Source organism: Streptosporangium sp. CA-115845 (assembly GCF_050943795.1).
Taxonomy (GTDB): domain Bacteria; phylum Actinomycetota; class Actinomycetes; order Streptosporangiales; family Streptosporangiaceae; genus Streptosporangium.
The window spans coordinates 5,260,904-5,284,858 of sequence record NZ_CP191988.1; the positions used below are offsets into that span (position 1 = coordinate 5,260,904).

The 23,955-nt window shown below is 70.9% G+C and carries 18 protein-coding genes; 6 read left to right on the forward strand and 12 right to left on the reverse strand.

Annotated features, from left to right (window positions below; translation table 11 throughout):
* Positions 1-214: 214 nt before the first annotated feature.
* Positions 215-904 (reverse strand): mycothiol-dependent nitroreductase Rv2466c family protein, encoded by a 690-nt coding sequence (locus tag ACQP0P_RS26020; protein ID WP_433359097.1) that lies wholly within the window; start codon positions 902-904, stop codon positions 215-217.
* Between the two features lie 399 nt (positions 905-1,303).
* On the opposite strand from ACQP0P_RS26020, the gene ACQP0P_RS26025 reads away from it, so the two are divergent.
* Both ACQP0P_RS26025 and ACQP0P_RS26030 read left to right on the forward strand, forming a co-directional pair.
* Positions 1,304-2,842, forward strand: a complete 1,539-nt coding sequence (locus tag ACQP0P_RS26025) for a glycoside hydrolase family 3 protein (protein WP_433359098.1) — start codon at positions 1,304-1,306, stop codon at positions 2,840-2,842.
* Between the two features lie 253 nt (positions 2,843-3,095).
* A complete protein-coding gene (locus tag ACQP0P_RS26030; RefSeq protein ID WP_433359099.1) occupies positions 3,096-3,989 on the forward strand; it encodes a MurR/RpiR family transcriptional regulator in 894 nt (297 codons plus the stop codon).
* Positions 3,990-4,152: 163 nt separating this feature from the next.
* Here ACQP0P_RS26030 and ACQP0P_RS26035 read toward each other — a convergent pair whose 3' ends face one another.
* The 8 genes from ACQP0P_RS26035 to ACQP0P_RS26070 form a co-directional block, all read right to left on the reverse strand.
* Positions 4,153-5,262 (reverse strand): serine hydrolase domain-containing protein, encoded by a 1,110-nt coding sequence (locus ACQP0P_RS26035; protein WP_433359100.1) that lies wholly within the window; start codon positions 5,260-5,262, stop codon positions 4,153-4,155.
* Positions 5,263-5,424: 162 nt separating this feature from the next.
* Entirely contained in the window at positions 5,425-6,345 is a 921-nt protein-coding gene (gene murQ, locus ACQP0P_RS26040; protein WP_433359101.1) for an N-acetylmuramic acid 6-phosphate etherase, read from the reverse strand.
* 128 nt (positions 6,346-6,473) lie between these two features.
* Positions 6,474-7,343 (reverse strand): GNAT family N-acetyltransferase, encoded by an 870-nt coding sequence (locus ACQP0P_RS26045; protein ID WP_433359102.1) that lies wholly within the window; start codon positions 7,341-7,343, stop codon positions 6,474-6,476.
* 32 nt (positions 7,344-7,375) lie between these two features.
* Positions 7,376-8,386 (reverse strand): ABC transporter ATP-binding protein, encoded by a 1,011-nt coding sequence (locus tag ACQP0P_RS26050; protein ID WP_433359103.1) that lies wholly within the window; start codon positions 8,384-8,386, stop codon positions 7,376-7,378.
* Positions 8,383-9,507: an ABC transporter ATP-binding protein gene (locus tag ACQP0P_RS26055; RefSeq protein WP_433359104.1), complete on the reverse strand. Its 1,125-nt coding sequence runs from the start codon at positions 9,505-9,507 to the stop codon at positions 8,383-8,385. The genes ACQP0P_RS26050 and ACQP0P_RS26055 overlap by 4 nt, the downstream gene beginning before the upstream one ends.
* A 3-nt stretch (positions 9,508-9,510) precedes the next feature.
* Positions 9,511-10,413: an ABC transporter permease gene (locus ACQP0P_RS26060; RefSeq protein WP_433359105.1), complete on the reverse strand. Its 903-nt coding sequence runs from the start codon at positions 10,411-10,413 to the stop codon at positions 9,511-9,513.
* Positions 10,414-10,477: 64 nt separating this feature from the next.
* Positions 10,478-11,485, reverse strand: coding sequence for an ABC transporter permease (locus ACQP0P_RS26065; protein WP_433359106.1), 1,008 nt, complete (start codon positions 11,483-11,485; stop codon positions 10,478-10,480).
* 6 nt (positions 11,486-11,491) lie between these two features.
* On the reverse strand, positions 11,492-13,300 hold the full coding sequence (locus ACQP0P_RS26070; RefSeq protein WP_433359107.1) for an ABC transporter substrate-binding protein: 1,809 nt from the start codon (positions 13,298-13,300) through the stop codon (positions 11,492-11,494).
* A gap of 418 nt (positions 13,301-13,718) precedes the next feature.
* On the opposite strand from ACQP0P_RS26070, the gene ACQP0P_RS26075 reads away from it, so the two are divergent.
* The 3 genes from ACQP0P_RS26075 to ACQP0P_RS26085 all read left to right on the forward strand — a co-directional run bounded on the left by ACQP0P_RS26075 (position 13,719) and on the right by ACQP0P_RS26085 (position 17,539).
* Positions 13,719-14,801: a cellulose binding domain-containing protein gene (locus ACQP0P_RS26075; protein ID WP_433359108.1), complete on the forward strand. Its 1,083-nt coding sequence runs from the start codon at positions 13,719-13,721 to the stop codon at positions 14,799-14,801.
* Positions 14,802-15,552: 751 nt separating this feature from the next.
* Positions 15,553-16,566: a LacI family DNA-binding transcriptional regulator gene (locus ACQP0P_RS26080; protein WP_433359109.1), complete on the forward strand. Its 1,014-nt coding sequence runs from the start codon at positions 15,553-15,555 to the stop codon at positions 16,564-16,566.
* A 274-nt stretch (positions 16,567-16,840) separates the two neighbouring features.
* On the forward strand, positions 16,841-17,539 hold the full coding sequence (locus ACQP0P_RS26085; RefSeq protein WP_433359110.1) for a neutral zinc metallopeptidase: 699 nt from the start codon (positions 16,841-16,843) through the stop codon (positions 17,537-17,539).
* Between the two features lie 174 nt (positions 17,540-17,713).
* On the opposite strand, the gene ACQP0P_RS26090 is transcribed toward ACQP0P_RS26085, so the two are convergent.
* The 3 genes from ACQP0P_RS26090 to ACQP0P_RS26100 form a co-directional block, all read right to left on the reverse strand.
* Positions 17,714-19,117 (reverse strand): hypothetical protein, encoded by a 1,404-nt coding sequence (locus ACQP0P_RS26090; protein ID WP_433359111.1) that lies wholly within the window; start codon positions 19,115-19,117, stop codon positions 17,714-17,716.
* Positions 19,114-21,072, reverse strand: a complete 1,959-nt coding sequence (locus ACQP0P_RS26095; RefSeq protein ID WP_433359112.1) for an AAA family ATPase — start codon at positions 21,070-21,072, stop codon at positions 19,114-19,116. Before ACQP0P_RS26095 ends, ACQP0P_RS26090 begins: the two co-directional genes overlap by 4 nt.
* 115 nt (positions 21,073-21,187) lie before the next feature.
* Positions 21,188-22,069, reverse strand: a complete 882-nt coding sequence (locus tag ACQP0P_RS26100; protein WP_433359113.1) for an L-rhamnose mutarotase — start codon at positions 22,067-22,069, stop codon at positions 21,188-21,190.
* Positions 22,070-22,289: 220 nt separating this feature from the next.
* On the opposite strand from ACQP0P_RS26100, the gene ACQP0P_RS26105 reads away from it, so the two are divergent.
* A complete protein-coding gene (locus ACQP0P_RS26105) occupies positions 22,290-23,780 on the forward strand; it encodes a rhamnulokinase (protein WP_433359114.1) in 1,491 nt (496 codons plus the stop codon).
* The last annotated feature ends 175 nt before the right edge of the window (positions 23,781-23,955 follow it).

Here is a 23,955-nt window from a genome sequence, read left to right on the forward strand (position 1 = left end):
CGGCGGGGGAACCGTCCACGACGGAGAGACCGGCGAAGCCGCGCCTGCCACGAACCTCGGCGGCGCGGCAGCGGCGAACCTCACGCTCCATCACACTCGGGGGCCTGCCCTCAGGCAGGGGCAACGAACACGATGAGGCATGTCGTTCACGAAAGAACAGGCCATTTCTCCGCAAAGGGCGGCGAGGGCGCGGGGAGAGAGACCCCGTTCCGCGCTATGGGGCCTCCGGGAAGGTGCGGGGATCCGCCCGGTCCGTGACCCGCTTGAGCTCGAAGAACGCCTCCTCGGTGGCGAGCACCTTGAACGCGTCCCAGAGCCGCCCGGCCCGCTCACCGACCGGGATCTCACTGATGACGGGGCCGAACTGCCCGGCGTGCCCGTTCACCGAGATGGTCGGGACGCCGATCAGCGACTGGTTCCGCTTCCCGGCCGGCACCAGGGCGTGCGAGGCGTGGATCGCGTCGTCCCAACCGGGGTCGGTTCTCGCGGCGAGAAGCCCGGCGGGCAACCCGGCGTCGGCCAGCGCGGCGGCGATCACCGGTGCCAGCCCCTCCATCGCGGCCCGCCAGTCGGTGAGGCCGCCGGCGGTGGCCTCGCGGGATCGCTGGAACAGGCCGTCCGCGCCGTGGTAGCGGGTGCCGAGCGCGGTGTAGAGGTCACCGACGGCGACGTTCCCCGCCGCCTCGCGCGCCGCGGCGAACACCCGGATGGTGCTCCGGCCGAGTTCGACGATCTCGCGGTACTCCTCGGGCATCTCCTGTTTCTCGTTGAGCACCGCCAGGCTCATCTCCCGCCAGTTGACCGTGATGGGACGTACCTTGCCCACCTCCACGATCCAGCGGGAGGTGATCCAGGCCCAGGGGCAGCCGGGATCGAACCAGAAGTCGACCAGATCCTCGCTCACGGCGATCCTCTTTCCGCAGAAGTCCTCATCCCAGGATGGAACATCAACCGCGATGGAGGTCAAGGGCGAGCCGGGGATCACCGGAGCGCGTGCAGACGGCCTTGTCAGGGAACCCGGCCATTCGAGCCCGCCCCGGTCGTGTGTCACCCTTCTCTCACGGGACCTTCGAACACGGCGTCGTCACGAACGGCTGATCGGATCTGGCGGCTCCCTCGCACCGGCGAGGCATGCCCGACGGCCGCGGGGCCGGCGGTGCGGATCTCGATCAAGAGAATGATAAAAAGCTACTTTCATGGCATCCGCTATGAAGAAAAGTGTCATCAATGTGTAACCTGCTCTGGGACGCCCCCCGCCGCCGACCTGTCCGAAGACGCCTCCCTCGACCGAGAAGGTGATCGCATGCCCCACCGCAGCCCCGACCTGGCCCGGCTGGCCATGACCGTCCTCCAGCCGGGCTTCGACGGCACCGAGCCTCCCGGCTGGCTGCGCCGCGCGCTCGGCGAGGAGGGTCTCGGCGGGACGGTGCTGTTCGCCAGGAACCTCACCGGCCCCGCCCACACGGCCGATCTCGTCGCCCGGCTGCGCGCGGAGAATCCCGCCGTGGTGGTCGCGGTGGACGAGGAGGGCGGGTCGGTCACCCGCCTGCAGGCCGCGAGGGGCAGTTCGTGGCCGGGTAACCGGGCGCTGGGCGTGGGCGACGACGTCGAGCGGACCCGGCTGGTCGCCCAGGAGATCGGCCGTCTCCTCACCGCGGCCGACATCACCCTCGACTACGCCCCGGTGGCCGACGTCAACGCCAACCCCGCCAACCCGGTGATCGGCGTCCGCTCCTTCGGCCCGGACCCGGAGCTGGTCTCCAGGCACACCGCGGCCTGGATCCTGGGGCTTCAGGGCGCCGGGGTCGCCGCCTGCGCCAAGCACTTCCCCGGTCACGGCGACACCCACACCGACTCCCACCATGCCCTGCCGACCGTGCACGCCTCCCTGGAGCTTCTCGCCGAGCGCGACCTGCCGCCCTTCCGCGCCGCGGTGGCAGCCGGAGTACGGGCCATCATGTGCGGCCACCTGCTGGTCCCCGCCCTCGATCCGGACAACCCCGCGACGCTGAGCCGGCGGATCATGACCGGGCTGCTCCGCGAGGAGATGGGGTTCGACGGCATGATCGTCACCGACGCCATCGAGATGCGCGCCGTCGCAGCCCTCCACCCGCCGGGGGAGATCGCGGTCCGCGCCCTGCTGGCAGGGGCCGACGCGATCTGCGCGGGCATCTCCTCCCCCGGCGGCGAGAGCGTCCACGAGCTGCGCGACGCCATCGTGGACGCCGTACGGGAGGGCAGGCTCCCCGAGGAGCGGCTGGCCGAAGCGGCCTCGCGCGTGCTGGCCCTGTCCCGCTGGTACGCCGCGAGCGGCGCCGTGGAGGCCCGAGCGACCCAGCGCGCCGCGCGGGCGCGGGATGAGGCCGGCCTGGGAGACGAGGAACTCGGCCTGAGGACGGCCCTCGCGGCCATGCGCGTGGTCGGCAGCCCACCGGCGCTCTCCGGACCACCGCTGGTCGTCGACATCGCTCCTCGGCTGAGCCAGGCGGTCGAGCCGGGTACGCCCACCGGCCTCATCGGTGCCTTCACCGAGCTGATTCCGGACACCACCGGGCACGTCGTCACCGCGGATAGGCCCGAACTGCCCGAACTGCCTGAACTGTCCGGCCCAGGCGGCGAGGGACGCCCGCTGGTCCTGGTGGTACACGACGCCTGGCGCCACCCCTGGGTCAGGGACCTGCTGGCACGGGCCGTCACGCTGCGCCCCGACGCCATCGTGGTCGAGACCGGAGTGCCCGGCGAGCCCACCGGAGCCGTGTACGTGACCACCAACGGCATCTCCCGGGCCTCGGCCCGCGCCGTCGCCCACTGGCTGACCACTGACCCGGAAGGCGCCCATTGACCTCCTCCCCACGACCGAGAGCAGGAGATCCCCCCTCTCACCGGCGGCCGTCCGCCCGGCCTGAGCCGGCCGGGGCCCACCTCTCCCCCACCGGCGTCCCACCTCCCCGCCGGCCCGACGGCGAAAGCACCACACGGCGCGCTTCGGTAGCTTGGTTATCGCCACCGCCGAACACCCCGCAGAACCATGCGGCGCCACGCCACCTTCCCTCCCCAGAACCAGAGCTCGGGGTCTCCACGCCCAAGGAGATTTGATGAACGTCCTCGACGGCCCCACCCCCGTGAACCTGGTGGCCACGGTGAGGGCCGTCCTGCCCTCTCTCACCCCCGCGGCCCAGGCCATCGCCCGTCTCATCCTCGACGATCCCGGCATGGTGGCCCGCAGCACCATCACCGAGTTCAGCGCGGTCTCCGGGACGAGCGAGGCCACGATCGTGCGCACCGCCAGGGCCCTGGGCTTCGCCGGATACTCCCAGCTGCGCTTCGCGCTGGCCGCCGCGGTGGCCAGGGACCAGCCCGAGCGGCTGGTGCCCGGCGACCTCGGCCCCGACGACCCGCTGACCGACGTGATCGCGAAGGTGGCCAGAGCCGAGACGGAGGCGCTGGCCGACACCGCGGCGCAGCTCAACCCCGACCGGCTGGGCTCGGTGGTCGAGGCACTGACCGCCGCACGCAAGATCGACGTCTACGGAGTGGGGGCCTCCGGGCTCGTGGCGGCCGACATGGCGCAGAAACTGATGCGGATCGGCCTGCCCGCCCACGCCTTCACCGACGCACACCTGGCGCTGACCAGCGCGGCACTGGTACGGGCGGACGACGTCGCGGTGGTGGTCAGCTGCACCGGCGAGACCCCCGACGTGCTCGCGCCGCTGCGCGTCGCGCAGCGGGCGGGTGCGACCACGGTGGCCATCACCAACAACCCGCGCTCCTCCCTGGCCGAGCTCACCGACCACGTCCTGGTCTCGGCCGGCAGGGAGACGGTCTTCCGCCCGGGGGCGCTGGCCAGCCGGATCAGCCAGCTCCTGATCGTCGACTGCATCTTCGTCGGCATCGCGCAGCGCACCTTCGAGACCTCGGACGCCGCACTGCGGGCCACCAGGGACGCCATCGACGGGTTCAGAGCCGACCACCGCCGCCGAAGCAGGTAGCACGCCGGGCCGGAGAGCCTGAACACGGTCGTGCCGATCGGCGCGCTCACCGGCGAGGTCATGCGACGCCCCGCATCGGCCGCCTCGGAAACCGCCGTCACCTTCACCGCGAACCCTCGTGGCCGCGGACGCGGCACGGGCCCGGTCAGGACACGACGCGGGTTCAGGAGCGGGTTCGGAACAGGTGCAGGGCCTCGGCGGCGACGGCGTGGCGCAGGTCGCGGATGCCCGCACGGCCGCGCAACGGGTGGACGTTGTTGGTCAGCAGCACGACGGCGAGGGCACGTCCGGGGTCGACGACGAGCGAGGTTCCGGTGAAGCCCGAGTGGCCGTAGGCGTCGGTGAGCGGGCCGACGATCGCGGGATCGCCGATGCGCACGCCCAGGCCGTGACGGAAGTCCGCACCCTCGACGCCGTGGTCGCGGGTGATCTCGGCGACCGTGGCGGGGCGCAGGACCGGCACGCCCCCGGTGCGCAGCGTCTCGGCGAAACGCAGGAGATCACCGGCGGTGGAGAAGATCCCGGCGTGCCCGGCGATCCCGCCCAGGCCGTGCGCGGTCTCGTCGTGGACCTCGCCGCGCACGCACCCCGGCCCCGGGCGTTCCGGCTTGTGCTCGGTGGCGACGGCCCTGGGCAGCAGGGACGCGGCCGGACGGTAGCCGGTGTCGGACAGGCCCAGCGGGCCGGTGACCCGGGCGCGGACGAGCTCGTCCAGGGGCGCCCGCCCGGCGATCTCCGCCACCCGGCCCACCGTGATCAGCCCGACGTCGGAGTAGAGGTAACGCCCGCCCGCGGGGCCGATCGGCGGTGTCGAGAGGATCCGCTCCATCCGCCTGGCATGGACCTCGGGGCCGTCACCGGGAATCTCCTCGTGAGCCCTGCGGCTCGGCGGCAGGCCCGCCGTGTGGGTGAGCAGATGCCGCAGGGTGGCCTCGGGGGTGCCGCCGTAGCAGGCGGGCAGCCAGGCGGCGACGGGCTCGTCCAGACCGAGACGGCCCTCCTCGACCAGCGACAGGATGACGGCGGTCGTGAAGAGCTTGGTGACCGAGGCGAGATCGAAGATCGAGTCGTGCCCGGCGGGCGGCCGGTCGGCGGCGAGCTCCTCCGAGGCCGACGAATAGCGTACGGTCTCCCCCACGGCCGCGGCGGCCACTGTGACGCCGCCGACGGCGATCGCGGCCACCGCCGCCGAGCAGACGCGCGGCACCGCCGCCCCCAGGATCTCGGCCAGCCCGCCCCCTTCATCGAGAGGGCCCACCGGAGACTCAGGCACCCCGCCGCCTCCCACCGGTCGCCGTACCGCGGATCTCGGCCAGCCCGCCCCCTTCATCGGGAGGGTCCACCGGAGACTCAGGCACCCCGCCGCCTCCCACCGGTCACCGTACCGCGGATCTCGGCCAGCCCGCCCCCTTCATCGAGAGGGCCCACCGGAGACTCAGGCACCCCGGCTCCGCCCCGCCGCCTCCAGCGCCGCCTCCAACCGGTCACCGTGCCGCTCCAGCAGGACCCGCGCGCCGTCGGCGTCGAGGCCGTGCTCGATCATCAGCACCGCGACCTTCACGTGCCACTCGGCCGCCTCCAGCGCGGAGCGGGAGACCGGCAGGGCGGCCCCGGTGATGTCGCTGACCATCCGGGCCGCGCGGTCGGCCAGTTTGGAGTTCATCGCCGACACTTCGATCATGGTGTTTCCGTAGGTACGGCCCAGCCTGACCATCGCGATCGTGGAGATCATGTTGAGGACCAGTTTCTGCGCGGTCCCCGCCTTGAGCCTGGTGGATCCGGTCACCACCTCCGGGCCGACGACCACCTCGATGGGGTGCAGCGCGGCCGCCGACAGCGGGGTCGCCACGTTGCACGACAGCCCCACGGTCAGCGCGCCGCGGCGGCTCGCCTCGGCGAGCGCGCCGAGCACGAAGGGCGCGCGGCCGCTGGCGGAGATGCCCACCATCGAGTCGAGCGCGCCCACCCCCCTCTCGGCGATGGCGGCCGCTCCCCCCTGCTGGTCGTCCTCGGCGCCCTCGACGGAACGGGTCAGCGCGGGGGAACCGCCCGCGATGACCCCCTGCACGAGTTCGGGATCGGTGCCGAAGGTCGGCGGGCACTCGGAGGCGTCCAGCACGGCCAGCCGGCCCGACGTCCCCGCGCCCACGTAGAACAGGCGGCCGCCGGCCTTCATCCGGGCGACGACCGCGTCGATCGCGGCCGAGATCTCCGGGATCGACGCGGCCACCGCCGCGGGCACCGTGCTGTCCGCGGCGTTCATCAACCGGGCCACCTGCTCGGTTGAGAGCAGGTCGATCCGGTTGTAGCGAGGATCGCTCTGTTCGGTGGAAAGCGCGGAGAGCTGATCACTCATGGCGTCCAATGTCATTGAAGTTCCTGTCTCGCTACCGTCAAGTAAATGATCTTCTGACAATGCGGGCGTTGTGGGCGTGTGTCGGACTGGGGCTGGACCCATCGGGCCGCGCCGGCGAGCTGGGGCCGTCACCGCAGATCACGGCGGTAAAGCCAGAAGACCCGCTCGGCGTGCGCACCGACCGCCCGGGCGTAGAAGTGCAGCGGCCCCACCCAGCCGATCTGGGCACTCGACATGCCCGCGTCCCGCTGCTCGGCGAGGCAGCGGCGCAGGAGCACGCGTCCGACGCCCAGGCCTCGCGCGGCCGGTGTGGTGCCCATCGGACCGAACCAGGTGGGCCTGGCCCCCCACGCCGCGAAGCCGAGGAGCCTCCCCTCCCCGACGGCGTAGTGGCAGCCAACGGCCTGCTCCGCCTCCCACGCCCAGTTGCCGTTCCACTGCTCCCTGACGAAGGCCGACACCGCGGCGCGGTCCCCGGGGGCGGCGGCGTGCACGGCGACCCCCAGGCCCGCCAGCCGCGCGAGGTCGGCGTCGACGGACAGGTCGCCGGTGAGGTCGACGGTCATGTTCCAGGCGACGTTGTAGCGCTCGTAGCCGAGACTCTCGGCCAGGCAGGCCGCCTCGGTGTAGCGCACGTCGATGCCGGGCCAGGCGTAGGCGGGCGGATTGCCCGCGAGGCGGACCTCGGTCGCCCCCTGACCGCGCAGCCAGTCCTCGGCCGCGGCGACCAGTGCCCGGCCGAGCCCCGTTCCCCGGGCCTCGGGACGCACGGCGAGCAGGTCGACGTGGCCCGCGTACGGGTCGCGCGCCGACATGGAGGCGAACAGCACGCCGTCGAGGCCGCGCGTCACCAGCGCCGTCCAGCGCCTGTCCTCGGGCGGCTCGGCGAGCCGGGCGACCAGGCTCGCCGCCTCCCCGGTGTCCAGGGTGAGCGCGGACTCGGCGATCCCGGCGAGCGCTGCCGTGTCGGCCGCGGCGGCCTCACGGATCCCGGGCACCCCGTGCGTCCCGCGACCGTTCCCCAGCGGGTTCACGACAGGCCGATCGGCATGGCGACGACGTTGCGGGGGGTGGGGTGGAAGCAGGCGTGCTCCTGGGGCGTGTCCCCACCGTGACCGAGCACCGGCTGCTCGGACTCGCAACGACCGGTGCTGAACGGGCAGCGCCGGGCGAACAGGCAGCCCGCGTCGTGGCGGCTCTCGTCGAGCGCCCCTGCCGGCGTCACCCGCTGCTCACCTGGCCGCTCCAGGCCGTGCAGCACCGGGATGGCCGACAGCAGCGACTGGGTGTATGGATGCACCGGATCGGAGATGATCGTCTCGACATGGCCGCGCTCGACGACCTGCCCCCGGTAGATGACGTACAGCTCACCGTCGTCGCCGATGTAGCGGGCGGTCGCCACGTCGTGGGTGATGAAGAGCACGCTCACCCCGAGGTTCTCGCGCAGGTCCTTGAGCAGGGCGAGGATGCCGAGCCGCAGCGACACGTCGATCATGGAGACGGCCTCGTCGGCGACGAGCATCTCGGGGTCGACGGTGAGTGCCCGGGCGATGACGACCCGCTGGCGCATGCCGCCGGAGAGCTGGTGGGGGTAGCGGGGCAGCACGTAGCCGGGGTCGAGACCGACCAGTTCCAGCAGTTCCCTGGCGCGCCCGTCCGCCCATGACCGCGAACGGCCGGTCTGCCCCGCCCGCAGCGACAGCGGCGCGTCCAGCGTCTGGTGCACGGTACGGGTCGGGTTGAGCGCCGAGTACGGGTCCTGGTGGATGAGCTGGATGCGGCGGAAGTACGGCTCACGCTGCCGCGGGCGCAGCGACGACATGGGCGTGCCGTCGATGGTGATCTCCCCGGAGTCGTGACTCTCCAGCCCGGCGATGATCCGTCCGAGCGTCGTCTTGCCACAGCCGGACTCTCCGATGAACGATGCCGCCCCGCCCTTCGGGATGGCGAAGTCGACGCCGCGCAGCGCCTTCACCTCCCGCCCGGTGAGCACGCTTCCTCGTTGCTTGAAGGTCTTCGTGATGTGCTGCCCCGTGATCACGCCTTCTCCTCCCTGGTGTTCGCGTCGCGGGCGGCGACGGCGTGGCAGGCCACGATCCACTCGCCGTACGGGACGGCGGGCGGCTCCTCGGTCTCACAGACGTCCATGCGCCGGTCGCAACGTTCCCTGAAGACGCATCCCCGTGAGGGAACGGTCCCAAGCGTCGGCGGGCGGCCGGGCAGCGCCCTGGCCTCCCCGAGGTCGCCGACCAGGCGGGGGATGGCCCGGACCAGGCCCTGGGTGTAGGGGTGGCGAGGCGCGCCGAGCACCTCGGTGGTCGGCCCCTGCTCCACCACCCGCCCGCCGTACATGATGACCAGCCGGTCCGCGACCTCGGCCACCACGCCGAGGTCGTGGGTGATGACGAGCGTGGTGAGCCCGCGCTCCTGGTGGACCTCCCTGACGATCCGCAGGATCGTGGCCTGAGTGATCATGTCGAGTGCGGTGGTGGGCTCGTCCAGCACGACGAGGTGGGCGTTGAGGACCAGCGCGAACATGATGCCGACCCGCTGGCGCATCCCTCCCGACAGCTCGTGCTGGTGGGAGTCGAGCACGCGCGCGCCGTCCATGCCCATCCGGCCGAGCAGGTCCTTGGCGTCCCTGACCAGCCCGCGCAGGTCCCGGATCTCGTGCGAGCGCCCCAGGTCGAGCAGTTGCCTGCCGACGGTCTTGAGCGGGTTGAGGGAGTTCTGGGCGGCCTGGAAGACGTATCCGATGTGCCGGCCCCTCGCCCTGCGCAGATCCTCGCCCCGCAACCGGGTGACGTCGCCGAGACCGTCGATCTCCACGCTGCCCGACCTGATCCTGCCGGGCGGCTGGACCGCGTTGAGCAGCGACAGCGCCAGGGTGGACTTGCCGGACCCGGACTCGCCGACCACCCCGGTGATCGTCCCGGGCGGTAGATCCAGGTCGATCCCGGACACGGCGGGCAACTCTCCCGCCGCCGTCCGGTAGACGACGGACAGGTCCCTGACCCGCACTCCCGGCGGCCCGCTCCGCTCCGCGTCGCGGGTGCCCGCGGCACCTCGGGTGGTCCGGGCGGCCTCGGCGTTCCGGACGCCCACGGCCGCGGACAGCCGCTCGCCCAGTGTCATGGACACCTTCTCAGCAGGTACGAACATCGGTCACTCCTCCCGCAGCCGGGGGTTGAAGATCTCGTCCATGGCGTCGACGACGAGGACGATGCCCAGGGTGAGCAGCAGGATCGCCAGCAGCGGTGCCAGCATGTACGGCAGCGCGGCGGTCGTCGTCAGCGCGCCACCGCCGAACACGGCGAGGTTGAGCATGACGCCCCAGTTGTTGGCGTCGAACGGCAGGACGCCCAGGAAGAACAGGCCCACCTGCGCGTACACCGCGCCGGTCACCGCGATGAGCGTGTTCATCGCGATGAAGGGGGCCATGCTGGGCAGCAGTTCCCTGCCGATGATGTGCCTGGTGGACAGGCCGAGTCCCCTGGCCGCCTCGACGAAGCCGCGTTCGCGCAGCGAGAGGGTCTGCGCCCGTACGGCGCGCGCCACCCCGCCCCAGCCGAGGAGTCCGAGCACCAGGCCCATCTCGATCGCGCCGGTGAACTTCCAGATCGTCGACAGCACCAGCAACAGCGGGAGACCGGGAATGGTCAGCTTCATGTCGGTGATCCGCATGAGCACGCTGTCCCAGCGCCCCCGCCTGAACCCGGCGAACAGCCCGACCGCGGTGCCCAGGGCGACCGTGATGACGGCGGTGACCAGGGCGGTCAGCAGGACGTACCGGGCCCCGGTGATCACCAGGGCGAGCACGTCCGTACCCTCGAAGTCGGTGCCGAAGGGGTGCGCCCAGCTGGGCGCGGCGTAGAGCGCGTTGTCGTCGCGCGGCAGCCGCTCGGGGTAGAACAGCGGCCCGAAGACACCCATGAACGCGAACACGCCCAGGATGACCACGCCCACCAGCCGGCTGGGCTTGCGCCGCAGGACCCGCCAGACGCCGCGCCGGAAGTTGCGCCGCAGCGTCGCGCGGGTGCCGCCCCTGGTGATGACCGGCGCGGTCATGCGATCTCTCCCGCCGGTCGGCCGCCCTGGACGCGGCGTCTGTCGGCTGTCGTGATTCGCCCGTTCATGAAGCCTCCTGTCCGGAACGGACCCGTGGGTCGATCGCGGTGTAGAGCATGTCGGCCACGATGTTGGCGATGACGATCGCCACGGTGATCAGCAGGAAGGCCCCGCCCATCAGCGTGTAGTCGCGGTCGGTGATGCTGTTGAGCAGCAGCAGACCCAGCCCCGGGTAGGTGAAGATCCGCTCGATGAAGATCGCGCCGCCGAACAGCAGGCCCAGCGAGAGCGCCAGGGTGGTGAAGAGCGGCAGGATGGCGTTGCGCGCCACGTAGCGGAAGATGAAGCCTCGCTTCAGACCGCGCAGCTCGGCGGCCAGGATGAAGTCGTCGCCGAGCACGGTGACCACGCTCGACTTCATCGCCAGGATCCAGCCTCCGTAGCCGGCCAGCGCGTAGGTCAGGACCGGCATCGTGGCGTACTGGATCAGCGAGCCGATGTAGGCGGCGTTGAGGCCCGGCTCAAGCGTGACATCCGCCGTGCCGCCCGCGGGGAAGATCGGCAGGAGGGTCGTGAAGACCGCGCTCAGCAGCAGCGCGAGGACGTACTGCGGCAGGCCGTGCATGAGCGAGCCGGAGACGGCCAGGACGTCGCCCAGCTTGCTCGACCGCTTGATCGCCGCGTAGACGCCCATGATGATGCCGATCGCGAAGCTGAGCAGAGTGCCGACCAGGACCGGCAGGATCGTCCAGGCGGCCGCCGAGGCGAGCAGGCTGGTGACCTCCGCGCCGGGGACGCTCACCGACTGGCCGAGGTCGAGGTGGAGCAGTCCCCTCATGTAGTCGGCGTACTGCTCCCACATCGTGCCCTTCGGCATGAAGCCGTACAGCACCGCAGTGGCACGCTCGGCCTGGTCGGGCGACATACCCTGCTCGACCAGCTTCTCGTAGCGGGCCCGCATGGGGTCGCCGGGGATGTTCCTGATGATCACGAAGCTGATCGTGGTGACCACCAGGATCATGACGAGCCCTCGGGCGAGATGGCCCGCGAGGCGGCGTGCGATGACCGTCATATGTGGCTACTTCCTCTCGAGCATGCCGAGTTGGAGCCAGACGCCTGCGGTGAGGCGCAGCGCGTCGCTGTCCTGACCGGGGAATCCGCTGAAACGCGTGGTGTTGACGACCTGCGTGTTGACGTAGTCCCACAGCTGGATCACCGGAAGGTCCTGGTTGGCGGCCCTGGCCAGGGTTGAGATGATCTTCTTCTGCTCCGCCTCGGGCGCGGAGTTCAGCCTGACCGCGAGCTCGCCGGGGTTGATCATGCCCTCGCCGTTGACGTCGAGGATCTCGGCACCGCCCATCCAGTTGCCCTTCGTGCCGGGGGCGACGTGCGTGAGCCTGCCGCCGAAAAGCTGCCAGCCGTTCTGGGCCCCGTACAGACGCTGGTAGATGTTGTACGGGGCGGGCCCGAGCGCCACCAGCCAGAAGCCGAGGTCGTACTTGCCGGCCGCCATCTCCTCCAGGTAGAGCGGATAGTCGGCGGTGGTGACGACCTCGGCGTCGATCCCGGCGTCGTTGAGCTGGCTGGTGACCGCCTTGGCCCCGGCCAGCCAGTCGGAGAAGGACGCGGGCACGTTGATGGTCATCTTCCAGGGGCTGCCGTCCGGCATCGCCCACCTGCCGCCGACCTTCTTCATGCCCGCGGCCCGCAGCTCCCGCTCGGCCCTGGCGAGATCGTGCCGGTACGGCTCCAGGGCGGCGACACCGTCACCCAGCCATGCCTTCGCGGCCTCCTGGTGCATGCCCGAGGTGGTGACAGAGGCGATGCCGCCCTCCGGGGAGGCGACCTTGGTGACCTGCTCGCGGTCGATCAGGTAGGCCAGCGCCCGACGGACGTGCACGTTGTCGTAGGGCTTCCTGGACTGGTTGAACGCCAGCGCCTCGCTGACCGGCGAGTACCCCCTGACCACGGCGTTGCCCGGGGTCTGGGTGATGCGCTTCATCACAGCGGCCGGGACCGCGGTGAACGGCGCGCTGTCCAGCCTGCCGGAGACCAGGTAGTTCCAGACCTGCTCGTTGCCGGTGTAGTTGAGGATGCGCACCTGGTCGGCGGCGACGTTGGCCGCGTTGTGGAAGTACTTGTTCTTGACCAGCAGCGCCTCGCCCGGGTTGACGCGTTTCAGGACGAACGGCCCGGCGGAGACGTCCTCGGGCGGGGAGAAGGTCATGACCTTCTCCGCGAGGCTGGTGATCCCGGCCCGTGCCACCTCGGCCCCGGGGGCGCCGCTCTGCGCGACCTTCAGCTTCTGCCAGAAGTCGGCGGGCAGCACCCCGCCCCAGACGTGCTTGGGGACGATGACGGTCTCCATGACGCTGCGGACGAAGGTGGAGCTCGGGTTCTTCGTCTTCTGGGCGATCCTGATCGTCCTGTCGTCCAGGATCTTGATGTCGGAGGCCGCCCCGGCCGCGGAGGGGTCAAGGGCGTAGGCGGTTCCGCCCTGGGTGTAGGCCAGGCCGATGGAGAACTTCACGTCCTCGGCGGTGATCGGCCTGCCGTCGGACCACCTGCCGTCCGGCTGGAGTTCGATGGTGATCGAGGACTGGTCCGGGGCGATCCGCCAGCTCTCCGCGACGCCCGGGTAGAACTGGTTCGGGTCGGTCAGGTGGTTCTTGGTCCACCCGAGCCACTCGGCGTTGTACCCGCGGAAGGCGTTGCCCTTGGGGTTGTACGGGTTGATCGGCGCGTTCGCGTCGATGCCCGGCTTGAGCGCGTCGATCGTGGTGAAGACGGCGCTCCCCACGGAGGCGGAGCTGTCGGCGCCGCCGCCACAGGCCGCGGTGACGGCCGCGAGGCAGAGGGAGGCCGCTGCCGCTACTAGTCGCTTCATGAACGCTCCGTGGGGTGTTCTCCGAGGTCAGGGCATCTATGTGGGGGTATCAGGTGTTGTCCGGACCTTACGTTCACCTTGACGGTTGCGTCAATAAACTCCACTTCTGTGGAACATTTTGGAGCTTTCCTTCATTCCCCGTTTACCCTTCCGTGGCGCCGTCCTCGCGAGCCGGACGATCACTCCTCCGCCGGGGGATGCCTGATCCCCGGCGGAGGAGTGCGAACGACGCAGGCCCGGAAGCACCGAAGGGCCGAGGCGGCGGGCGGCGGGCGGCGGGCGGCGGGCGGCGGGCGGCTGAAAGTTACACCCTCGCCGCAGATCACGTCGCAGGTCAGGGTGCTCCCGACGGGCGGCCGGCTTCCCGCTCCCGCCCGGGGCCACCTAGCATCGGGCCCCATCGAGGCAGGAGCGGAAAATGCGACGAAAGACGCGCGGAAGCGACGCGATCCTGGCGGTTCTGACAGCCGCGGTGACCGCGGTCGCGACCCTGGGACTCCTCCTGACGGCCACGGCGATGCCCGCGCAGGCGGCGGCCACCAGGATCATGGCACTCGGAGACTCCATCACCGGTTCCCCCGGATGCTGGCGGGCCCTCCTGTGGAACCGGCTCGTGAACGCCGGTCACACCAACACCGACTTCGTCGGCACCCTGCCACCGCAGGGCTGCGGCGTCGCGCACGACGGGGACAACGAGGGGCACGGCGGGGCGCTGGTCACCAACGTCGCCGACCAGAACCAGCTCCCCGGCTGGCTCTCGGCGACCACACCCGACATCGTGATGATGCACTTCGGCACCAACGACGCCTGGAGCAACCGCGCGACCGCCACCATCCTGGCCGCGTACGGCAAGCTGGTGGACCAGATGCGGGCGAGCAACCCCAACATGAAGATCCTCGTCGCCCAGATCATCCCGATGAACCCGAGCACGTGCGGTGAGTGCGCGCAGCGGGTCTCCGCGCTCAACGCGGCGATTCCCGGCTGGGCCGCGGGCAAGACCACCGCGCAGTCACCGATAGTCGTGGTCGACCAGTGGACGGGCTTCAGCACCGCGACCGACACCTACGACGGCGTGCACCCCAACGCCTCGGGCGACCAGAAGATGTCGGACCGCTGGTTCCCCGCCCTGGCCGCCCTGCTCGGCTCGGGACCGCCCCCGACGATCACCCCCACCCCGACGCCGACCATCACGCCCCCGCCGGGCGGCGGCTGCACGGCCACCTACCAGACCACCAACCAGTGGCCGGGCGGCTTCCAGGGCGAGGTGACCGTCAAGAACACCGGTGCGGCGGCCATCGCCGGCTGGACGGCGAACTGGACGTTCACCGGCCGGCAGATCAGCCAGGCCTGGAACGCGACGGTCACCCAGTCGGGAGCCTCGGTCTCGGCGCGGAACGCCGCCTGGAACGGCTCCCTGGCCGCGGGCGCGACCGCGACCTTCGGCTTCATCGCCTCGGGGACGGGCTCCCCGGCCCCCACGGTGTCCTGCACGACCGGCTGACCGGTCCGATCGCCGTACGGCCGGGTTCCGACGCACACATCCGGCCGTACGGCGTCCCACGCCCCCGGGACCGGCGCCGCGGGCGTGCGAGCGAGACGCGGGCGTAACGCGCCGCCGCGGAGCGCCACGTGCGGGCCGGCCGCCCGGCACCGCCCATCACCGAACCGGCTCGCGCGGCGGGCCGATCCCGCCGAACCGCCGCTCAGTCCTGGCTGTTCAGCGCGCCGGGGAGCCGCTCCGGCAGGCTCTTCAGGTCATCGGCGTGCTCCTCCTCCTGGGCCGGCAGATCCTCGAAGACACGCCGGGTGGTCACGTCGCCGTCGCCGAGCCGGTTGACGATCTCGGTGTAGGAGGCGATCGCGCCCGCGCCCGGATCTCCTTGAGATCGGTGAGGAATTCAGCCATGTGCTCCGCACTATCCGGAACAGGCCGCTTTTGACGTCCTTCTTCGCGAGAATCACCCGAAGGCTTGACCATCGCCGTCCAGGGTGACGGAGGCGATACCGGCAGAGGGGCCGGCGGGGTTTGCGAGAACGACGATCGACCGTGAAGTCTCCCGGCGCCTTCCGCGTCACGCCTGGACACAGCGGCTCTGAATATTTCTGCCAATCACAAAAATTTTCCATGCTCAAGCCGAGTACGGAATATCAAAACGCGTGCGACGCACCCAGAAGAAGCTCGATCAAAAGGACTACGAGCACGCCTCAGGCGTGGAGCGACACTCCGAAAGGTTTCGGATATGCTGCCAAGCATGTCAGGTAAGCCTCGGGTGACGATCGCCCGCATCGCCCAGGAGGCCGGGGTCTCCGCGCCCACGGTCTCCAAGGTGATCAACGGCAGGTCCGAGGTGTCGCCGGAGACCCGCAGGCGAGTCGAACGGCTCCTTCACAAGCACGGCTACGTCCGCCGCGCCACCGGCGCCGTCGGCTCCGTCGGCCTGGTAGACCTGATCTTCGCCGAACTGGAGAGCCCGTGGGCGATGGAACTCATCCGCGGGGCCGAGAGCGCGGCCGCGGAGGCCGAGGCCAGCATCGTGATCTCCGTCCTGCACACCCACGCCGGCCCCGGTCGTGACTGGCTCGACCGGCTGGCGGCCCGCCGTACCGACGGCGTGATCATCATTGGCTCCCGGCTCTCGGCTCAGCAGTACGGCCAGCTCAACACCCGATCGATCCCCTTCGTGGTCGTCGACCCCGAGGGCGAGCCGGCCCCCGGCGTGGCGTCGGTGGGCGCGACCAACTGGCAGGGCGGCCTGAACGCGACCCGGCACCTGCTGGAACTCGGCCACCGTCGGATCGGCATGATCGGCGGTCCACCCGACGTGCTGTGCAGCCGCGCCCGCATAGACGGCTACCGTGCCGCGCTGGAGACCGCGGGTGTCGAGGTCGATCCCGCGCTGATCCTGCACGGCGACTTCCTCGTCGGTTCCGGCCACGACCACGGTCACGCCCTGCTCTCGCTGCCCGACCGCCCGACCGCCATCTTCGCCGGCAGCGATCTGCAGGCCTTTGGTGTCTTCGAGGCCGCCAGGCAGCGCGGACTGCGCGTCCCCGACGACCTGAGCGTCGTCGGCTTCGACGACCTGCCCCTTTCCAGGTCCGCCTGGCCACCGCTCACCACGGTCCGCCAGCCCCTGGAGGAGATGGCCTTCCTCGCCACCCGCATGGCACTGGGCATCTCCCGCGGCGAGGCTCCCGAACCCCGCCGGGTCGAACTCGCCACCGACCTCGTCATCCGGGAGAGCTCCGCTCCCCCCGCGGGCTAGCGCGCGAATCTCACCAAGCTTCACCGGCGGCCTGCCGTGGCCGCCTCCGGAGCGTCGCCACGGGAGCACCATGCCGTCGCTCCTGCTTCAGTCGATTACGACGTGCCTCTAATCCCGCCAACTCCCATGGCGAATTACCTCGATATTTCATGCGATCTCGCGATAACGCTTCTCCCCTATTACCTTGTCTCATATGGTGACTCTGCCGCGAAAAGCCTCCGAATAATAAACCCTTATATCCGGTATGTGGCCACCAGTGACAGGGGAGAAGCCCATGGCCGCTTCACGATGGAGAATCACTCGTCTCGCACTCGTCTCGTTGCTCACCGGCGTTCTGATCGCGGGCCTCACCGGGACCACGACCGCCACAGCGAGTGGGAACGCCCCGCTGAGTGCCTCCACCGCGAGAAACCTCGACGACATCAACCAGGACATTCGAAGCGCCCAGTACGTCGTCAATCGTTTCTGGGCAACGCACTGGTCCGAGTTCTTCCCCGGCTGGTATTCACCCCCGCGCGTTCTCGGCGGGTACGACGGCGCGCGGAGCAACGCGCCGAGATGCCAGGGATCCCCCCTCCCCGATGACAACGCCCTGTACTGCTGGCCGCCCTACGACTTCATCGCGTGGGACGTCGACCTGATGCGAATGGGATACCGGCAGGGGGACGCCTGGGTCTACCTGATCATCGCGCACGAATGGGGCCACGCCGTCCAGGCCCGCATTCCACAAAAGCTGCTGTCACGGCGACTCGAACTCCAGGCCGACTGCCTCGCCGGGGCGACCCTCTTCGGAGCCGCCGAGGACGGCATCCTGTTCTTCGAGACCGGCGACACCCAGGAGATCGCGGCGGCCCTGCGGCGGCACGCCGACGACACCCCCTGGACCGACGTGAGCGACCACGGCAGCGCCTCCCAGCGCCTGAGCGCCTTCAACCGGGGCGCACGCCAGGGCGTACGGGGATGCTTCACCTGACGAGGGGCTCTCCCGAAACCTCGGCCGCCCTCGCGAATCCGCCCGTTCGTATCCGCTCCCCGGGCCCGCGCGGGACGTCGACCCCCTCATGGGCTCGCGCTCGCTCCGCGGCGAGTCCGCGCCGGATCAAGACGGCCCCGCGCCCCGCACCACGGGTCCGGGGTCTCTCCGCCGCTAGGCGGGGCTGTGCACCGGGACCCACCGTGCCTCGGCCGGGAATCCTCTGCCCATGAGGCCGCGGAGGGGGTCGGCCCTCTTCCTGGAGAGCGACTCGGCGCCCCGCCGGTCGTCCGGCAGTACCTGCCAGATGGGATCACGCCGGATGACCGGCCGGTTCCGGTCCGGCTCCGTCTCCGAGATCGGCGTCCAGAGCGTGCGGACGCCATGCTCGTTGACGAGCCGCAAGGGGGTTCGGCATCCTGGGCAGCGGATCCCTCCGGTGCCGAGGTCCTCGCGCCGGGCGGTGAAGTAGCCGTAGTGGTCCACCCCCCGCTCGTCCCATGCCAGATCCATGTGCCGATCCCAGTCGACCTCCGCGGCGGCTCCGCTCTTCGGGGCGCAGACCGGGCAGGGCACCCGCATCTCCTCCCAGAACCGCGGGCCGGCGAGTTCCGGATCGTGCCTGCCGACGTGCCTGACCGTTCCGGCGACGATCCTCCCTTCGTCCGCCGTTCGCCCGCGGACCTCCGGAGCGGTGGTGATCGGATCGGAGTTGTTGATGAGCCTGGCGAAGCGATCCGCGTGGGCCTCACCCAGGCGGGGGACGCCCAGAACGGTACGGGCGGTCAGGTGTTCCAGTCGCCGGATGACGCCCGAGGGCCGGGCGACGTGCGCAGAAGTGATCATGGGTGGCGTGGAGCCGCGTGGCAGCAGCCACAGCGTGGCCAGCAGTTCGCTCACCGTCCAGAACGACGTGAAGTAGTCGGGGGCGGGATGGACGATGGCCCTGCCGGTCGCGATGATCTCGTACATCAGCCGTGCCACGCCTTCCCACATCTGTTGCCGCGTGACCACCTCGGCCGGGTAGGAGTACTCGCGGGGCGGCACCATCCGCACGGTGACCGCGTGGGCCTTCTCGAAGGTGGCACGCCACTCCTCCGCCTCCCGGCGTCCGCCGTCGTGGAAGCTGAGAAAGTAGTCGGCCGGGTTGTCGAACATCCAGTAGTGCCCCGGTGAGCGCGGCGCCGGCGCCCGGTCCGCCCCCAGCGCGCGGCGCAGGTGCCGCTCCAGCCACTCGCCCAGTGCCGGGTTCTCCAGGGTCTCGCCGTGGACGGGAGCGTGGCTGGCGCGGGTCAGTACGTTGCGGGGCAACGGGCTGCGGCTGAGGACGATGCTGCCGGGGTCGAGCTTGGCGCGCGTGTCGAAGGCCGCGTAGACGTCCTCGGAACCCTCGACCGAGCAGTCCCACACGACGAAGGTCGACGTCCGCCGCGCCGCGAGCGCAACGGCCCCGCCGATGCCGGGAGGCACGACCACCAGACCGATCCCCAGCCTCGCACAGATCGGCCGTACCCAGTTGTCCAGCAGGTCACGGCCACTCTCGGTCGGCGGTACGAAGGCCGTCAGGGTGGCGTTCATCCGGCCGCCCCAACCTGCCCGGCCGGCACGGCCGGTGCGACCGGCACGCCCCACGGCCGGCCAAGCCGCCGGCGATCCCTCCCAAGGTCGTACATGGAACCCATCTGATGCTCTCCCCTTGGCCGGTACTCGACCTCGCCCAGGAAGCCGAGCGCCTGGCCCACCCGCAGCGCCTCGCCGCGCGTGGCCCGCGCGACGCTGTCACGCAGGTCGCTGGAGGCCCCGTCGAGGTCGTCGGTCCACAGCCGGATCATGCCCCGGGCCACCAGACCGTCCAGCCCGGCCGCCGAACCTGGCAGGTCGGCGTCCGCCAGGGACCACAGTGCCTCCCCGGCCCGTCCGGCCAGGGTCCAGCCCAGGGATTGGGCGAACCAGGCGAACGCCCGCACCCACTGCTCGCGGCTGCCCGCCGCGACGGCCGCCGTGCCGTACTCGACCATCTCGGGGTAGGAGATCTCGACCACGCCGATGATCGCCAGCTGGGCCGCGATGCGCGCCCGCAGGTCCGCGGGCGCATCCGGGCTCTCCGCCCCGTCGTGTCCGGCCGCGCCCAGTGCCTTGACCAGCAGCAGCCTGGCCTCCGCGACGCGTCCGGAGATCAGGGCCTGGTAACCGGCGACGTAGTCGCGCCAGGGGCCTGCCGGCGCGGCGAGGATCTCGCTCTCGTAGCGCCTGGCGACGGTGGCGTCGCCGCAGACCAGCAGGGTCTCGGCGGCGGTCAGCACGCGGGCGACACGGTCGGGTCCCGGCGGGGTCAGTTCCGCGGCGTGGCGGGCGTAGACGGCCGCCAGCGGCAGCCTGCCCCGAGACAGCTGGGCCTGGGCCTCGCCCTGGGCCAGCGCGGCGAGCTCACCGTCCGTACCGCCACCGGAGGCGGCGATCCCGTGCCAGAGCGCGCCCGGACCTCCCAGCAGGGCGGCGTTACGGTGCAGGGCACGGCGGCGCTCGACGCTGGAGTCGTAGTAGATGCGGTCCCAGACGAGCAGGGTGGTGAAGGCGAACTCCTGCCCCGCCGTTCCCGGGATCTCCTTGACCAGTCCGGCGCCGACGGCCTCCGTGAGAGGAACGGTGACGTCGGCGACGCCGGAGAGCGCACGCAGGTCGGCCAGGCGGAAGCGGCGGCCGAGCACCGCTGCCGCGCCCACGACCTCGCGGGTGCGGCGGGCACACGACGCCAGCCGCGCCACGACGGCCTGCGTCATACCGCGAGGGGCGGGCAGCGGGCCGTTGCCGAAGTTGATCGAGCGCATCTCCACCTGGTCCAGCAGGAGGATCGAATGCTGCGCGTTGCCGTCGGTGTGCTCGTGCAGTCTCCTGGCCCCTGGGGGGGTGAGGCCGTCGTGGCCTGTCGCGACGGCGAGCCGTACGAGATCGTCGGCGGAGAGCCCCTCGACCTGGAGCAGGCGCCCCTGCGGCGAGTCGAAGATGCGATCCCAGCCCTCGTGGAGTTCCAGGGGTGGCGCGTCCGGGGCCGTTCCCGGCGCGTACCCGGGAGCCTGGTGGACGACCAGGAGCATGACCTGAGCGTTGTGCAGGCGCCGGGCCGCCAGGCGGAGCGCGGTCATCGACTGCCGGTCGCCGCAGTGCGCGTCGTCGACGACCACGATCAGAGCGTCCGCGGCGGCGAACTCCGCCGCGAGGGCCTGGCCGACGAAGGCGGCCTCGGCCTGGCCGGCCAGCGTCCGGGCGAGCGTCGGGGTCGGCAACTGCTCGGCGATCTGTTCCAGCACCCCCCAGGGATGGGCGAGCGCGTCCTCATCGCCGAAGGCTCGCACGGTCCGCACCCCGGGGACGGTCCGCAGGAAGCGCTCGACCAGCTCGGTCTTGCCGATTCCCGCCGTCCCCCGGACACCCACGATCCGTGCGTCGCGGCGTCTGGCCGCCCCCCACGCCTCCCCGAGGAAGTCGAGCTCCCGCTTCCGGCCGATGAACAGCGGAGAGGTTCTGCCGTGCAACGCAGCGCTCCCTTTTCACGTTTCGCATGTTCTTGACGGTGATTATGGGTCAGAAATCAACCTATCGGCACTGATTCCACCTGAAGATTCTTCGCGGAGTGAATCCGAACGAATTTCACATCGTCGGCGTACGGCGCGGATTCCACCGCAGGCACGAGCGTGAGAGCAGGCCGGAAAGCGGGCCACGATCGCACGGGCTGCCGGGAGCCAGTCCCGCGGGAGATCCGCTACACCCGTTCCCGCAGACTCTCACCTGCTCTTTTCTCGATCCCACCGGCCGATTTACCACGCGGGGAACGATCCGCACTCGGGAGGAGGAGTGATTCACGAATACGGTCGACCACAAAACGGCCGCCATCCTTAATTCCCGCACACACGGTATGGATTTTCCACGACCGGCGACTTCGACGCTCAGTAAGTATGCGATGACACGAAGTGCCCAATACCCCGCACCATTACGCAGGAGCGCACACCGCGGATACCAGGTGCGATTTCCCGGCCACAACTCGATGGTCAAGGTCCCGCTCGCCGCCGCCGCGGGAGGCGGCTCGGCGTCACGCCGGCCCGGGATCGAATCGCTCGCCGCCCGGCCGGCGCGTGTGCCGCCGGAGACGCGCTCGGGAGGCCTCACCCCGGCCAGCGGACCGTCGACCCCCTGGCCGCGTCGGAACGGTCTTCGTTCGTGTCGACGGTCAGCGTGACGTTGACATCCTCTCCGCCCTAACGGACGGAGATTCCCGCCTGCCACGTCGTACACGACTTCGGGTGGGTTACCGCTTCTTCGCGCGATGCCGGAATAGGTCCCGGTCTTACCCACGCTCGCCCTGGTCGACCGCAGGTCGATCAGCAGCCCGTCCTCGCGCAGGAAGAGCGAGTAGTTGTGCCGGCCGGTGACGCTCAGGGCGTCGAGCATCTCGGGCCAGACGGCGCGATGGCGCTCGCGGTACTCCCGGAGGCGCTCCGGCCTCACCTTCAGCAGGAAGCAGACACGCTGCATGGGATTGCCCTTCTCGGGAAGTTGGCGGCAGGCAGGCTCCTGCTGAAATGGCCCCCGGCGGGCGGACGCGTTCCGATGCCCGCGACCGGCCGCCAGGTAGAAGGGGCTCCGTCTGGTTCGCCGTCTGATTCGGGGAGGAAGACGACTCCATGAGCTGTTTCACCTGCCGTCTCTGATATATCACCCATATCAGCAAGGGCTTTCCGGCTACGCTTGGATCGTGCCCGTCTACGTGGCCGTGGATCTCGGAGCTGAGAGCGGCCGGGTGCTGACCGGCGAATTCGATGGTGAACGGCTCGCGGTGCGGGAGGTGCACCGCTTCGCCAACCGGCCGGTCCGCGTCCTCGACGGCCTGTACTGGGATGTGCTCGGACTGCTCGCACAGACACGCGGAGGCATCGCGCTGGCCGCCGCCCGCGGTCGTGTCACCAGCGTGGGCGTGGACGCCTGGGGCGGCGACTTCGCCCTCCTCGACCGTGACGGGCGGCTGCTGGCCAACCCCCGCCACCACCTCGATGCCTACACCTCCGGCCTGGCGGGCCTCGTCTCCTGGCAGGACCACTACGAGCTGACCGGTATCCACCCCGGGCCCGGCACCACGGCCTGCCAGTTGCTGGCGCACGCCGGATCGCCGCTTCTGGAGGCGGCCGACCACCTGGCGATGGTGCCGGACCTGTTCACCCTCTGGCTGAGCGGTGAGATGGTCACCGAGCGGACGATCGCGAGCACCAGCCAGCTGCTGGACGTCAGGACCGGCCGCTGGGCGAGCAGCCTTGTCACCCGCCTGGGCCTGCCCCGCCACCTGTTCGCCCACCGGCTCACCGAGCCGGGCACGGTCGCGGGGCCACTGCGCGAGAAGGGCGGGGACGGCCCGGGTGGGGTCGTGGTCGTCGCGGTGGCCGGCCACGACTCCGCCTCCGCGGCGGTGGCGCTTCCCGTCTCGTCCGGCTCCGTCGGCTACGTCTCCTGCGGCACCCGCTCGCTGGCGGGACTGGAACTCGACGCCCCGGTCACGAGCCGGGCGGCCAGGCTCGCGGGCTTCAGCAACGAGGGCGGCGTCATGGGGACCGTGCGATTCACCCGCGCCCTCAACGGCCTGCTGCTGCTTCAGGAGTGCCGCAGATCCTGGGGCGTGCGCACCTCGTACGCGGACCTGGTCGCCGAGGCCGCCGCCACCCCCGCCTTCGGACCGCTGATCGACCCCGGCCACCCGTGGTTTCTCGAACCCGGCGACATGCCGGCGAGGATCGCGGCCTACTGCCACTCGACCGGGCAGGCGCCGCCCGCCGGCCGCGCGGAGACGGTGCGCTGCGTCCTGGAGAGTCTCGCGTGCTCCTACCGTTGGGCCCTGGAGCAGGCCGAGTTCCTCAGCGACCGGCGGGTGGAGGCCGTGCACCTCGTGGGGGCCGGGGCCTCCAGCGAGACACTGTGCCGGCTCGTCGCCGACTTCGCCGGACGGCCCGTGCTGGCCGGTCCCGTGGAGGCGACCGCCGTGGGAAACCTGCTCGTCCAGGCCATGGCCGACGGCCGCATCGGCTCCCTCACCGAGCTGCGCGAGGTGGTCCGCCGCTCGTTCCGGCCCCGGCCGTTCCCACCCGGCCGCGAACGGGAGCCGTACGAGATCGCCTACTCCCGATACCGCCAGCTCACCGGGATAGACAGATTCCACGTCGACGCGGAACCCGGGCTGAGCGTCGGCACCGAGCACTGACCCGGGAGCAGCCGATCCCAGCGGTTTCTCACCCCCGTCCGGCGAGCGGTAACCTACCTGCCCCGACACCTGCGTACCTGAGTAGTCGGCTCCGGAAGTCCTTCGGGGTTGGCGTGACAGGTGGTTGCGCGGCCCGAGGTACTCAGGTGTGCAGACCGCTGAAGGGATGCGATCA